This is a genomic window from Kitasatospora aureofaciens (genome assembly GCF_019192735.1).
Taxonomy (GTDB): Bacteria; Actinomycetota; Actinomycetes; order Streptomycetales; family Streptomycetaceae; genus Kitasatospora; species Kitasatospora aureofaciens_A.
In genome coordinates this window covers 95,332-108,813 of sequence record NZ_JAHTKP010000026.1, presented here as the reverse complement: position 1 = coordinate 108,813, position 13,482 = coordinate 95,332, and the positions used below count along the sequence as shown (strand labels likewise).

Annotated in this window: 12 protein-coding genes and 1 pseudogene; 6 read left to right on the top strand and 7 right to left on the bottom strand. The window is 69.7% G+C overall.

Going from position 1 to position 13,482, the window contains the following annotated elements; all coding sequences use genetic code 11:
* The first annotated feature begins 330 nt into the window (after window positions 1-330).
* The 3 genes from KV557_RS23965 to KV557_RS23955 all read left to right on the top strand — a co-directional run bounded on the left by KV557_RS23965 (window position 331) and on the right by KV557_RS23955 (window position 2,878).
* Window positions 331-990 carry a pyridoxamine 5'-phosphate oxidase family protein gene (locus KV557_RS23965; RefSeq protein ID WP_218203520.1) on the top strand — a complete coding sequence of 220 codons (660 nt, stop codon included), beginning with the start codon at window positions 331-333 and terminating at the stop codon, window positions 988-990.
* A complete protein-coding gene (locus tag KV557_RS23960) occupies window positions 987-2,192 on the top strand; it encodes an MFS transporter (RefSeq protein ID WP_308130043.1) in 1,206 nt (401 codons plus the stop codon). The genes KV557_RS23965 and KV557_RS23960 overlap by 4 nt, the downstream gene beginning before the upstream one ends.
* Window positions 2,193-2,566: 374 nt before the next feature.
* Window positions 2,567-2,878 carry a hypothetical protein gene (locus tag KV557_RS23955; RefSeq protein WP_218203519.1) on the top strand — a complete coding sequence of 104 codons (312 nt, stop codon included), beginning with the start codon at window positions 2,567-2,569 and terminating at the stop codon, window positions 2,876-2,878.
* On the opposite strand, the gene KV557_RS23950 is transcribed toward KV557_RS23955, so the two are convergent.
* From KV557_RS23950 to KV557_RS23940, 3 genes are all read right to left on the bottom strand, one after another.
* Window positions 2,865-3,230 carry a zinc ribbon domain-containing protein YjdM gene (locus tag KV557_RS23950; protein WP_218203518.1) on the bottom strand — a complete coding sequence of 122 codons (366 nt, stop codon included), beginning with the start codon at window positions 3,228-3,230 and terminating at the stop codon, window positions 2,865-2,867. The genes KV557_RS23955 and KV557_RS23950 overlap by 14 nt on opposite strands.
* Before the next feature lie 100 nt (window positions 3,231-3,330).
* The gene (locus KV557_RS23945) at window positions 3,331-5,622 is read right to left on the bottom strand and encodes a hypothetical protein (RefSeq protein ID WP_218203517.1); all 2,292 of its coding nucleotides are present in this window, start codon (window positions 5,620-5,622) and stop codon (window positions 3,331-3,333) included.
* Between the two features lie 392 nt (window positions 5,623-6,014).
* Window positions 6,015-6,866 (bottom strand): polysaccharide lyase, encoded by an 852-nt coding sequence (locus KV557_RS23940; RefSeq protein WP_218203516.1) that lies wholly within the window; start codon window positions 6,864-6,866, stop codon window positions 6,015-6,017.
* Window positions 6,867-7,071: 205 nt separating this feature from the next.
* Here KV557_RS23940 and KV557_RS23935 point away from each other — a divergent pair, with 205 nt between their 5' ends.
* On the top strand, window positions 7,072-7,851 hold the full coding sequence (locus KV557_RS23935; RefSeq protein WP_218203515.1) for an IclR family transcriptional regulator: 780 nt from the start codon (window positions 7,072-7,074) through the stop codon (window positions 7,849-7,851).
* Between the two features lie 73 nt (window positions 7,852-7,924).
* Here the strand turns inward: KV557_RS23935 and KV557_RS23930 are convergent, their stop codons facing one another.
* Window positions 7,925-8,455, bottom strand: coding sequence for a GNAT family N-acetyltransferase (locus KV557_RS23930; protein WP_218203514.1), 531 nt, complete (start codon window positions 8,453-8,455; stop codon window positions 7,925-7,927).
* 10 nt (window positions 8,456-8,465) lie between these two features.
* Window positions 8,466-9,431, bottom strand: coding sequence for a hypothetical protein (locus KV557_RS23925; protein WP_218203513.1), 966 nt, complete (start codon window positions 9,429-9,431; stop codon window positions 8,466-8,468).
* A 108-nt stretch (window positions 9,432-9,539) separates the two neighbouring features.
* Between KV557_RS23925 and KV557_RS23920 the strand changes: the two genes are divergently transcribed.
* Window positions 9,540-10,466: a hypothetical protein gene (locus KV557_RS23920; RefSeq protein ID WP_218203512.1), complete on the top strand. Its 927-nt coding sequence runs from the start codon at window positions 9,540-9,542 to the stop codon at window positions 10,464-10,466.
* Between the two features lie 36 nt (window positions 10,467-10,502).
* Window positions 10,503-11,747, top strand: a complete 1,245-nt coding sequence (locus KV557_RS23915) for a tetratricopeptide repeat protein (protein ID WP_218203511.1) — start codon at window positions 10,503-10,505, stop codon at window positions 11,745-11,747.
* A gap of 198 nt (window positions 11,748-11,945) precedes the next feature.
* On the opposite strand, the pseudogene KV557_RS42935 reads toward KV557_RS23915, so the two are convergent.
* Together KV557_RS42935 and KV557_RS23910 are read right to left on the bottom strand one after the other, a co-directional pair.
* Window positions 11,946-12,200, bottom strand: a pseudogene (locus KV557_RS42935) (hypothetical protein); the annotation flags it as partial.
* Between the two features lie 121 nt (window positions 12,201-12,321).
* Window positions 12,322-13,356 (bottom strand): Scr1 family TA system antitoxin-like transcriptional regulator, encoded by a 1,035-nt coding sequence (locus KV557_RS23910; protein WP_218203510.1) that lies wholly within the window; start codon window positions 13,354-13,356, stop codon window positions 12,322-12,324.
* Window positions 13,357-13,482: the final 126 nt, after the last annotated feature.

Below are 13,482 nucleotides of genomic sequence, written 5' to 3'. Positions count from 1 at the left end.
CCAGCAAGTACGGCCCGAACGCCGGACAGCACCCCCAGAAAGCCCAGACCTATACCTTCCGCGCCGACATCACCTTCTTCGAGCACGGACTCGCTTCCCGCCCTCGAAGCTAAACGCAACGGTGTTGCTCTCCTCCCCGTTCCCGACGCGGACCTGATTCCGCGTCAGGGCGACGATCGCAGCCACCGGAAACCGGATCGAGGTCGGTCCGGCAGATGATCACTCCGGTAGGCGTTCGTGGGGGTCGACACGCACGGTGGCCCGCCGTTCCTCGACTTGGCGACGGTCGGACGGTTGGATGGGCCCGCGCCGAGCCGAGGAGCCAGCACCGTGAACGACACCCCCGCCGTCGAACCCGACCCCGCCGCCGCGGCCCGCCGGATCGCCGAACGGCGCGAACAACTCGGACTCACTGAGGCCGAGTTGGCGCAGCGGGCGGCGATGGCGCCGAACTACTTCCGGTACCTGCTGGAGGCCGGGCCCGGCTTCGACCCGGGCGGCTTCGTCCGCATCGCCGCCGCGCTCGGGCTCAGCCGGGCGGAACTGCTGGAGGGCCGCCGCGACGCCCCGCCCGGGCAGGGCGGCCCCGGGCCGCGCCCGCGTCTGCTCAACCTGACCGTGCCCGAGTGCTGGGAACTGGTCGGCACCCACGGGGTGGGCCGGATCGGCCTGCCGGTGCGGCCGGGTCCGGTCGTGTACCCCGTCAACTACGTCGTGGACGACCGGTCGTTCGCCTACCGCACCGCCGCGCGCAGTTCGACGGACCCGGGCGAGGGCGCGGCGGTCTCCTTCCAGGTCGACCGCATCGACGAGTACCTCGGCCGGGGCTGGAGCGTGCTCGTCCTCGGCACGGCGCACCACGTCGGGGCCCCGGAGGAGGTGGAGCACCTCGCGGGCCTGCCGGGCGCCACCCCGTGGGTCGGCGACCGCCCGCTCTGGGTGCGGGTCCGGCCGGACACCATCACCGGACGGCGTATCGTCAGCGGGTGAGCATCGGGCAAGTGGGAGGGGTCCGCGAGGGCGCGCGGATGCGGCCGTGGCGGTTCGTGGTCTGGTTCGGCATCATCAGCCTGCTGGCGGACTTCGTGTACGAGGGCGCGCGTTCCGTCACCGGTCCGCTGCTCGCCTCGCTCGGGGCGTCGGCCGTCGTCGTGGGCGCGGTGACGGGTGCGGGCGAGGCGGCGGCGCTCGGCCTGCGGTTGGTGTCGGGGCCGCTGGCGGACCGCACCGGGCGGTTCTGGGCGCTGGCGATCGCCGGGTACGCGCTCACCGTGGTCGCAGTCCCGCTGCTCGGCATCGCCGGGGCGCTCGTCCCGGCGTGCGTGCTCGTGGTCGCGGAGCGCGTCGGCAAGGCGGTGCGCTCCCCGGCCAAGGACACCCTGCTCTCCCACGCCACCGCCGCCACCGGCCGCGGCCGGGGCTTTGCCGTCCACGAGGCACTCGACCAGGTCGGCGCGGTGGTCGGGCCGCTCACCGTCGCCGGCGTGCTGGCGGCGGGCGGCGGGTACGGCGTGGCGCTGGGCGTTCTTGCGGTCCCGGGCGCGGCGGTGCTGGTCCTACTGTGGTGGCTGCGCACCCGGGTGCCCGATCCGGCGGCGTACGAGTCGGGGGCCGGCCGAACGTCGACCTCTCCTTCGTCTTCCTCCGAACAAACCGGGCTGCCAAGGGCGTTCTGGGTGTACGCGGCGTTCACGGCCACGACCATGACCGGCTTCGCCACCTTCGGCCTGCTCTCGTACCACCTGGTCCAACGCCACCTGCTCGCGGTCTCCCTGATCCCGGTGCTGTACGCAGGCGCGATGCTCGCCGACGCGGCGGCAGCCCTCGCCGCAGGCTGGCTCTACGACCGGATCGGCCCGCGCGTCCTGGCAGGGCTCCCGGCGCTGGCCGCCGCCGTTCCCGCCCTGGCCTTCACCGACACCCTCGCGGCAGCCGTTGCCGGCGCTCTCGTCTGGGGCGCCGCGACTGGCCTCAACGAGGCAGCCCTCCGCGCCACCATCGCCGACCTGATCCCCACCCCCGGCCGCGCCACCGCCTACGGTGTCTTCGCGGCCGTCACCGGCACTGCGACGCTGGCCGGCGGAGTCCTGACCGGCGCCCTCTACGAGGCGTCGATCCCGGCGCTCGTGACGACCGTCGTCGCCATCCAGGCGGCAGCACTGGTGGTGCTGGCAGTCGTCCGGAGGGCATGACGCCTGGTCAGGCATAGCCAGGATTGCTGCCATGGCCTGTTCCGTGCCCGTCGAAGCGCCTGCGCGGCCGCTCACGCATGGCGTGGTCGCCGTCAACATCCCACGGACAGTCACTCGATGCAGCGAAATCCGGGGATGGTGCGTATTGCTTTTGACGCAGCCCCCGTTCTCCAGTTGCGGTGCCAGTGTCGCCTGGTTTGGGGGGCGAGCCGACACATTTCCCGAGTGGCTACTTCCGGCGGGAGCGGCCAAACGAGAGGGCGCCGATACCCTGGTGACGGTGCCCGCCGGCCCCGTGGATCCGCAAGGGCCACGACCGGCAGGCGCCGTCGCCACTGACCGACCCACGGTACGGGTAGGAGGGAGAGGATCCGATGGGTTCGCAAGGCGAGCCGGCGCGGCCGCCGCACGTGGAACAGCCGATTGTCGCGTCGGTGACGGTCTCGGGGACCGACGCCGCGTTTCTGCGCGAACTCGCGGCGGTGCTGGGCCGCACCCCGCAGGCGCTGGCCCTGGAGTATGCGACCGGTGCCCTGAAACTGCCGGCCGACGCGATCGGGGAGAGCGAGTTCGCCGACTGGGCGCTGTTCGACGGCCCTCACGACCTGGCCGAGAAGACAAAAGGCGCCCTGCCGGGCCGAGGACGGCCCGGCAGGGCGCCGGGGAAGCAGGTCAGGCCTTCTTGACCACGCTCGACTTGAGCTGCATGGCGCCGAAGCCCTCGATGCGGCAGTCGATGTCGTGCCCGTCGACGCCGTCGACCAGGCGGATGTTGCGGACCTTGGTGCCGGCCTTGATCCCCGAGACGCTGCCCTTGACCTTGAGGGCCTTGATGACGGTCACGGTGTCGCCGTCGGTCAGCACGTTGCCGACCGCGTCCTTGATCTCCCGCTCGCCCGAGCCCGAGCCGGAACCGCTCTCGGCACCGCCGGCCGTGGGCACCCACTCGTGGCCGCACTCGGGGCAGACCATCAGCGCGTTCATCTCATAGGTGTACTCGCTGGAGCACTGCGGGCACGGGGGGAGGTTGTCGCTCATTCGTTCACGATATCGCAGGTCACGACGTGGCTGCGGCCCGCGCGAGCCGAGTGCTCGCGCGGGCCGCAGCCGCCTGGACGGGGACGCCTGGACGAGGACGCTACTTCTTCGCGAGCCCCGGCGGCAGCACGTTGTACGGGTTGTGGTGGTGGGCGCCGATGTGCAGCTCCTCCGCCGGCCTGCCGGCGAGCTCCGGCAGCACGTGGGTGCCGGTCGGGTCGGTGATCACGACGGCGTCACCGTTGCGGCGCACCTCGTGCGGCGAGCCCTTCGCGTAGGACGCGAGCTCCGCGCCCAGGCCGGTGGGGGTGGAGTCGGCGACCGTGCCGAACACGCTCGTCGGCAGCGTCAGCCCGGTGGGCGTCGCACCGAGCGTGGTGTACGCGGACTGCTCGCCGCCGTACGCCGCGCCGAAGCTGCCGCCGCCGGTGACGGTGGTGCCCGCGGGCACGGTGACCGGGACGGTGGTCCCGGACGCCCCCTGGACGGTGACCACGCCGCCCTGGATGTAGCCGGTGACCGAGCCCGCGTTCTGGGTCTGCTGCCAGGCGGCCTGCTGCTTCAGGACGGTCCCGGAGTCGGTGAGCGTCTGGTTGACCACCGGGGTGTCCGCGGTGAACCAGGTGCGGTAAGTGGACAGGATGCCGCTCAGGGTCTGCAGCGCCAGCTTGTCGTCGGTGAGGTTCGACTGGTGCATGAAGAACGGCCGCGGGTCGTTGGACAGCACGTACCCGAGGGTGATCTTGACCTGCATCGGCAGCACGTAGTTCGACCAGCCGGTGGTCAGGTCCAGCGGCGTGATGCAGGTCGTGGTGGCCGGGTTGGCCTCGCAGTTGCCGCTGCCGCCGTTCGCCTTGGAGGTGTAGAGCCAGTTGTACTCGCTCACCTCGTCGGACTGGGTGGAGACGTTGTAGAACACGTTGATCGGGTGGCGCGGGGTGCCCAGCGCGGAGGCGATCTGACGCTGGCCGGTCTCGCGGGAGGCGTCGACGCCGAGCCACTGGATGTTGTTGGCGCTCAGCGCCGCAAGGAAGTTGGGGTTGTCGTTCGGCTGCTGCGGCAGCATCACCGTGCCGGAGTGCTCGCCCGCGACCAGCTCGTTCGGCCGGAACGGAATGCCGTTGGCCTGGCCGAACTGGATGTTCTGGCTGATCTGGGAGCTGATGGTGGGCTGGTCGACGTACTGGATGTTCCCGGCGGCGTCGGTCTGGCACCGCCACGGGATCACCGAGAAGTCCTGTACGCAGCCCAGGAACGGGTGGTCGTAGGTGTGGTTGATCCACATGAAGCTGTTCTTGTTCGCCAGCAGCGCGGTGGTCAGCGGGTCGCTGCCGCCCTGTGCCTGCTGGTAGGCGACGCCGGGGCCGGCGTTGAACAGGAAGTCCAGCGTGTAGTTGTTCTGCTGCTGCCAGCTCACCGTGTTGGTGACGTCGGCGGCGGTCATCCGGATCGGCGTGGTGTTCGGCACGCCGGCGGCGCAGTCGCCCTCGCCGGGGGTGCACTTGCCGCTCTGGCTCCAGCGGGCGTTGGCGTTGAACAGGTCGTCGACGTGGGCCGAGAAGTAGTTGCGCCAGTAGCCCAGGTGCACGCCCCGCGTCACCCAGTCGACGATGCCGTGGGCGAGCAGCTGGAACTGCTGCTGGTAGTAGTTGTACGCGAAGGTGAGGACCAGCTGCTGCCGGCCGTTGCTGGTGTAGACCCCCGCGAGCACACCCTGCGTCGACGTGCCGGGAAGCGTCTCGGTGACGAAGGGCTCGAAGTGCGAGCCGGTGGCCGGGTTGTCGGGCAGCGGCGTGGGCAGCGCGCCGTACGAGCCGCTGCCGCCGGCGGTGCCCTCGAACGCCACCGGGCCGTTGAGGTACTGGAAGGCGTCCGCGCGGGCGGAGGAGGTCGCGGTGGCGGTGGTCGCGTCGAGCGAGCCGGTCCACTGCGGGGCGTTGAGGCCGGTGTTGGCGCCCGGCCACACGTAGGAGTCGACCTGCCGGACGTGGTAGGCCTGTTCGTAGCCGGTGAGGGCGGAGAGCTCGGCCGCGGAGAGCTGGCTGGGGGCGTCGCTGGGCAGGACGACGCCCTCGAAGTGGCCGTGCGGCGTACCGTCGGCCAGGGTGTCGGCCAGGAAGGCCGACGTGATGGTGGCGCGGTTGCTGCTGGTGAGGTCGACCACGGTGGTCGGCACGCCCTCGGACACCAGCTGCTTGCGGATGCCCTCGACCCAGGGGTTGCCGTCAGTGACGACGAGGACGTTCAGGTCCACCCGCGAGGTCGCGGCGGCGGCCGGGACGACCGTGCCGAGGGATATCACCGCGCCGGCCACGGCCAACGCGATCAGCGGCAGGGCGCGGAACGGCGTTTTGCGCGCGCGACCTGCGGCGGATGAGTTCTTGCGTTTCATGGTGATCACTTTGCCCGAGGCGGCGGGCGGTACTGCGCCGTTCCACGAGAGATTGACCAACTGATGGGGGATTGTTTGGAAACGGTTCTCATTTTTGATGACTCACGGTCAACATTAGGTTTGTGTACGGCGCTTGACGGGAGCCTGGGGCGGGCTCACGGCCGGGAGATGTCGTCCAGCTGCTCGGCGGCCGGGCGGACCGGGAACAGGTCGCCGCCGGGCGGGGCGGGACGTCCGGCTCCGCGCAGCGGGCGCCCCCGGCGGGGGCGGCAGCCGCACCGGTGACCGATGCGGCTGCCGTGACGCTCGCGGCGACGAGCAGACCGAGGCGGTTCCTCCAGGGCTTGCTGCTCAACTCGGCCTCCGTGGCGCTGACTTCGGGGGTGATTTGATCAGTGCTGGACGCCGGTGGAGAGGCTGAAGTGCGCGAAGTAGGCGTACTGGTCGGTGGCCGGGCCCCAGGAGGTGTCGTGGCCGCCGTAGAAGGTGGAGAAGAACACGCCGCTGAACGGGATCGACGCGAGGTCCGGCGCGCCCGCCCCGGGCTGGGTGAACACCTGGGTGCCGTCCAGCCAGACGGTGATGTCGCCGCTGCCGCGGTCGACCAGCTGCTCGACGTTGTGCCAGGCGCCGTCGGCCGGCCACTGCCACGACCCGAGGCCGAGGTCCACGCCGTAGCCGGTGGGGCCGGAGTTGGTCGGGGTGTACAGGTAGACCTCGCCGTTGCCGACGCCCGAGCCGGGGTTGCGCCACATGTAGCGGGTCGACCAGGCGTTGCCGTGGTTGCCGCCGGAGGCCTCGCCGGGGGAGCCGCCGTAGAGGCCGGGGAGCTTGCCGGCTTTGCCGAAGTCGAAGCCGGTGGGCAGCTTGAGGCTGTACTTCAGGTCCAGGGTGGTGGAGTTGGCGAGGTCGCCGAGGCCGAGGGTGGGGAGGTCGGTGTAGAACTGGCCGCCGCCGCTGGAGGGGCAGTCGGAGCAGGAGTTGGCCGAGGAGCCGGCGCCGTAGAACACCTGGAGCGCCGAGCCGTCGCCGGGCGCGGCCGGATCGTTGACCAGGCTGAGGTTCTGCTGCCCCCACTTGCCGCTGGACAGGGTGCCCCAGGCGGCGGTCCAGCTGCTGGTGCCGTAGCCGGTGAACTCACCGGTCCAGGCGGGGGCGTCGGTGGTGTCGGTGGTGGCAGCTTGGGCGGGTGTAACGGAGAGGAGCGCGAGGGCGGCGCACAGGGCGGTGAGCAAACGCTTCATGACGGTCCTTCGGGAGGGGGAGGCGTTCGTTGCTTGCTGCGTTGTGCCGGGGCCGCAGAGGGCCGCAACCATGACAAGGCCGGGTGGCCGCTTCAGTCAAGGCTCTGGACAGAGTTCATCAATGTGAACGCGGGCGGGGGTCGCGTGACCCGTGTCGGGCTATATTGCTCGCAGCCCACGCGCACGTGAACAGGGAGGATCCCCGATGGCGCAGCCGAGCCCCGCCGCAGCCGCCGCTGCGGGCGTGAAGTCCGCCGTCCGCACGATCGAGGTACTGGAGTACTTCGCCGCGCGCCCCGGACTGCACAGCCTCGCCGACGTGCAGGAGGAACTCGGCTACCCCAAGAGCAGCCTGTACATGCTGCTGCGCACGTTGGTCGACCTCGGTTGGGTGGAAACCGACCTGACCGGCACCCGGTACGGCATCGGGGTGCGGGCGCTGCTCGTCGGCACCGCCTACATCGACGGCGACGAGGCCGTCGCCGCCACCCGCCCGGCGCTCGACCGGCTCGCCGACGACACCACCGAGACCATCCACCTCGCCCGCCTCGACGGCACCGACGTGGTCTACCTCGCCACCCGCGCCTCCCAGCACTACCTCCGCCCCTTCACCCGCGTCGGCCGCCGGCTGCCCGCCCACGCGACCGCCCTCGGCAAGGCGCTGCTGGCGACGCTCCCGGACGAGGAGATCGAGCGGCTGCTGCCCGAGCGCCTGGAGCCGCTGACCGACCACACCCACACGACCCGGGACGCCCTCCTCGACGACCTCCGGGCCGTCCGCGAGCGCGGGTACGCGACCGACCGGGGGGAGAACACCCTCGGCCTGTGCTGCTACGCGGTCGCCGTGCCGTACCGCACGCCGGCCCGGGACGCGGTCAGCTGCTCCGTCCCGGTCGCACGGCTGACGCCGGGGCGCGAGCAGATGATCCGCGACGCGCTGTTCGAGGCCCGCGAGCGGCTGGCGCTGGCTACGCGTCACCTCTGAGAGGGGGCTTCTACAGGCCGAGCCGCTTGCGGACGACCGTGGCCGACTCCTCGTTCGGAGTTGGGGAGGCGGGCTAGCGAATCATGTAGCGGTACACCGGGGCGCCTTCCCAAGCCGGGGTCTTGTCGCCCAGCTCCCGGTAGCCAAGGGCTTCGTACATCTTCATGGCAGCCTGCGCTTCGGGCCGAACCGCAAGTGTGACGCGCTCCGCCTGGGCACCTTCGAGTACGGCCGCGTGCAGGGCCCGGCCGAGACCCTGCCGACGCCGATCCGGGGCCACAGCGATTTCCCGAATCACGAACGTCCGATGTCCGTCCTCGCGGGTGAAGTTCTCGTCCAGGCCGAGGCCATTCCACCAACGGCTGTCCGACTGGAGCAGGACGCCGAAAGCGAACCCGACCAGGGCACCTGCGCGGGCCAGCACCAGCCGAAAGCCGGGCATGGTCCGGAACGACTCGTAGCCCTCCAGAAACCCGGCCAGGTCGCGGGGCCCCTCGAAGTACGGCGGCTCTGCGAACACCTGCTCGTACAGCGGCGCTATCTCATCCAGCGCCTGGGCAGCGGCATCCGGGTCTGTGAAGGTCTCGAACTCGGTCTTCTCCACGGTTCTCCTTCTACGCGATCAGGTGGGCAGTGCTGGCAGCGGCGGCGGCCGGATCAAGGGCGTGAAGGAAAGAGTGCGCCTCCTGCATGGACGAGCGCGCCCGGCCCGACGACACCTCGGTCAGCAGGACCGAACCCGACTTCAGCTCGTTGGCGGATTCCTCTGCTTCGCCGGCCCGCGCGAGGGCTCCGGCGAGAGAGAAGCGCACCAGGGCTTCGTTCCTCGCGTAGCTCGTTTCTTGGTGTCCCAGCGAGCGGCGCAGCCAGTCCACCGCGGCCTTGTGGTGCCCGGACTCGGTGAACAGCGCGGCCTGCGCCATGGCCAGCTCGCCGGGCCCGTGGAAGACCACCCAATCCGGTAGCGGCCGTGCCCCCCGTTCCTGCTCGTAGACCCGGGTGGCGTTCGCGAGCGTAGAGCGAGCCGAGACGTGGTCCCCGAGCATGGCCAGCGCGCGAGCCTCCCGGGTGGCCAGGATCGAGAGCAGGGAGGGGGGCGCCCACCCCTTGGCCTTCTCCTGTGCTCCTCGGGCCAGTTCGAGTGCCTTGTCCGGCTGCTTCTCGCGGATGTTCATCAGCGCCATCGACGCCATCACCAGAACGGCAAGTGAATGGTCTTGCAACTCCTCGGCGCGGGTGAGGGCGTGGTGCCAGTGGACAAGGGCGCACTGGTTGTCTCCGGCGTCGAAGGCCAGCCATGCGACGTGTTCAGCCGTCTCCCCGGCGATCAGGCGCAGTTGCCGGCCGATCGTGCCGGGGTAGCTCGTGGTGGCGATGATCCGCTCGACTCGGGAGAAGTGCGCTTGCGCGAGAGGGCCCACGGTCGCGCCGCCGAACCGATCGTCCAGGCCGTACAGGGAAGCGAGACCGGTCCGCAGGTCCATGACTGTCTCGGCTCCGATCCGTGGCTGCGGGAGGGCGGCGGACACGGCGGCGCCCCCGGTGAGGGCGATGAAGGATCGGCGGTTCACGTCTTCCAACTCTTCTCGTGGTGCGGGTGGGATTCCTGATCGACGGTGGGGCGGCACGGTGAATCCCGCCTGCTCCAGCGGGACGTCGCCACACACCCCAATCAAGGAGAGTCCGCATTGAAGACCGCCATCGCCACCCGCGTCCCCGCCGGCTCCTTCTTCGACCTCGACCGGAAGGACCCGGACCTGATCCGTCTGCGCGAGGTGGGCGCGGAGAGCGCTCTGCCGTTCGCCCTGATGGAGCGCCTGGTGAAGTCGGGCACCCCCTACGCGGAGCACGCCCGCACCCTGCGTAGCGACAACGTGACCGTGGCCGGGGCGAACTTCGACTGGTTCGACGCCGAGCTTCCCGGCGAGATCGCCAACGAGATCAACCTGACGGACTACGAGATCGTCCAGCACACCGACGAGCGCCGCGCGGCGCTGACCCAGGCCCTGGACCGCCTGTCGCTGGCCCACCCCGAGGGATTCGCCCGCGTGCGCGAATTCGTTCGTGGGCTGCTGTGGGTGGGCCTCAAGCCCGGCGTCCGCACCTCCTCGCTGACCAGCTCCAGTGACCCGGCGCTCCCGTACGTCATCGTGTTCTCCGAGAAGGCCCGGCACCACATCCCGCCGAACACCGTCAGCCCGGAGCCGTCGCCCGTCTTCCTGGCGGAGAACCTGCTGCACGAGGGGACGCACCAGTCGATCAGCTTCCACGTCCTCCAGCACCAGGTCTTCGCCGACGGGTACTCGTCCAAGACGTCCCCCAAGATCGAGATCGCGTGGCGTGCCTCGCAGGGAGTGGCCCGCAACCAGTTCTGGGAGATTGACCGGGCGTTCCATGCGACCTGCGTGTACAACCAGCTGCTGCGGTTCCGCCAGACCGAACTGCGCCGCGACGACCTGACGCCCAACGAGCGCGCGAGCTTCCAGAGCGCCTACGACGAGGGTCTGCCGGCCGTCCGCTACCTCATGCGCGAACTCGAACTTCTGAGTGAGCACTTCTCCCCCCACGGGGTGGAGCTGCTGGCCGACCTGCGCCACCAGACCGACCAGCTGTAGTGCCACGCTGAGCAGAACCGAACGAGGGAAGGTCCAGTGCTCCAGCACCTCATCGACCAGGACGAGGGTCTTCGAATGGTCCCCACCGACCGCAACGAGCTGACCACCGCGGTCGGCCAACTCAACGAGGAACTGCGGGGCTTGCCCGAGGAGGCCGACCCCGCTCGTACTCGGGTCCTGACCAGGTGGATCGGCATCGGCCAGATGTGCCTGGGCCACCACGAGGAGGCCCGTACGTTTCTCCGGCAGTCGCTCGACCTAGCCGCAGCGATTGGCAACACCCGGGCCGTCGTCGCTACCGGGCTCAACCTCGGCGACGCTCACCGCTACGCCGGTGACGTGCAGACTGCGGACGCGCTCTACCGCAGTGCCCTGAACACCGCGCGAAGCCAGCACCCGGAACTTGTCGACTTTGCGCTTCAGCACACCGGCAAGCACCTGATGGAGCGCGGCGACCTCGCGGGTGCCCAGGCCCATCTCCAAGAAGCGCTGCGGCTGCGGATCGTCAAGGGGGACGCCGGGCTGGTCGAGTCCACGCAGGCAGCACTCGCCCGGGTGGAACTGCTGATCGGCCAGGCCGACGCAACGGCGGCAGACGGCGCGGTGCCGCGCCAGTGGAGCGGCCAGTGGACCTCATGGCTCCAGTCCCGCACCACGGCCCAGACGCCGGCCCGGTGGGCAGAGGACTTCCCTACTCTCCGGGACGCTGTGCGCGGGCTCACCGCACACCAGCGCGTGCACCCGCGCCACCTGCGTGATCAGTCGTTCCCCGCTGAGCTGATCACGCAGGTGGCGGAGGAGGCTGAGAAGGCCGTAGCCGTTGACGGGTACCTCCACAACGGCAAGTGGAACGCGGCCGTCGGCGACGCCGCGAGCCGTTTCGCCGGGCAAGTCGATCTCGCCGCAGTCGTAGCGCGGTCCACCGGTCTGGATGTCGAGCAGCCGCACACCGGCGTCTATATCGCGTACCTGGAGGAAGGGCAGTTCCTCGACTTCCACGTGGACGAGGTCGGCTTCGGCGAGGCCAACCTGATCCTGTGCCTCAAGCACGAGCGCCCCACCGGCGCACCCAGGGCTGGCACCACCGTCTTCATCAACGCCGACGGCTACCTCGAATGCGATCTCGCCGCCGGTGACTGCGTCGTATTCGACGGCGCGCTCACGCCGCACGGCCGGACGCCCCTCAGCGCCGGAGAGAGCGTCACCCTCATCAGCTTCGGCTTCCGCGCGCGTGACCAGGCTTCGCGCGCGGTCGGGAATCTTCCCCCGGCCCCGGGGTAGTGCCGGTGTCTACAGCCGATCTGAGGCCCCCGTCCCGATGCATCGGAGTTCGCACCAAGTTCATGACCTACGTGGGGCGGAAGGTAATGCCCTGAGAGCCCGCTGCGAGTCCGAGGTAGATAGGGGCCGCGGCACGGTCGTAGCCCCTTGTATCTCAGCCTCTTTCCGCAGGTCGGGAACAAGGTGCAAGCATGGTGCGTTCTTCCAGGTCGTGGCCCAGACGAGATCGAAGGGGAGCGCGGTCAACTCCGGGCCGTGGTCGGGGTTGAGCCAGACCTGCAGGGGCTTCGGGGACTTGTTCGCCAGCCCCCACCCGGTGAGCCGCCGCCGCTCGGCCGCTCCCCAGCGAGGGGTGAGCAGGCGGTACGTCTCGTAGCCGGCGGGCCGCCGGTGCGGCTTGCGGGCGGCGGGGTTGAGCGGCCCGTCGACGTCGAGTAGCAGTAGCGGCCGCATCGGCGCACGCCCTCCGTGATCTTCCCCGGACGGTAGCGGTGTTGGGAGGTCGGTGGCCACCGAGTTGCGAGCCGCTCGGCCGGGAAACCCCGGCCGAGCGTGTCTTGATATCGGGGCCGGTTCAGACCTCGCCGAACTCGCCGGCCTGGACGCCGGCGACGAAGGACCGCCAGGCTTCCACGGGGAAGATCAGGGCAGGGCCCAGGGGGTCCTTGGAGTCACGGACAGGCGTGACACCGGTGTATCCGTTGGCTACCTCGATGCACTGGCCCCCGTTCCCGCTGTAGCTGCTCTTGCGCCATGGGGCGCCGGTGAGGTCAACCTTCATGTTGAACAGTCCCCTTCGTGCCTTGCTGATGGTCATGAGCGACGCCGCCTGTGACAGCGATTCAACCTGGAACAAATCGTATTCCCTTGCCCAAGCACTCGCGGTTGGCCGGTCGTTCTCCAAGTAGCCGCGGTGATGCGTCTCGGTGTACCCGAGCAGAGAACCGTCGCTGAGTTCCAGGAGTGAGACGGACCGCATGAACGGGCGGAGGGCGCCCATGCTGAATGGCGCGACCTGGACCACGTAGTTGGGGCGGGAAGCCAGCTCCTCTATGCGATCGAGCTGACCGGACAGGACATCCGTGCCGCCCACCTGAGTGTAGAGGCAGCTCTCGTCCAGGATCACATGGATGAGAGGCTCCGGTTGACGGTCGACCTTCGCCTGCCTGTCGAGTAGGAGCCTGAGTCGTTCGGCGCCCTGCTCGGCGGTAACGCTGCCGCGTGCGACGGAAGCATCTTCCAGCGCTTTTGCGTACGCGGGAGTCTGCAGCAGTCCAGGCACGATGCCCAGTTCGAAGAGGCGGATGACACGGGCGTCCCGTTCCTTGGCCACGTACTCCTGGTACCCCGGCAGAAGGGCTGATCCCTGGAGGCTCCAGTACGTCAGTTCAAGGGTGTCACCGGTGCCTAGAGCGATGTCGGTTGCACGTACCCAGTCAAGTGTGGGATTTCGAGTACCTCTTTCGAGGTTGGAGATCTGACTGTCGCTCAGGCCCGTGATCTTCCCGAGGTCGATCTGCGTGAGGCCAGCAGCCTTGCGCAACCTGCGTACTTGGGCACCGAAGGCCTTGAGTGGGGAAGCTGATGGATCAAGCACTGTCTCAGGCATGGCCACACCTCCACTGAGTTCGCCATTCCACTGCGGAAACTGTCAAGTGGAAAACCCTTCCGATCGTAGGGCCGACCACGTCACCATGGCTACACAAGGTGATGCGCCAATAGCGCTGTGCGACTG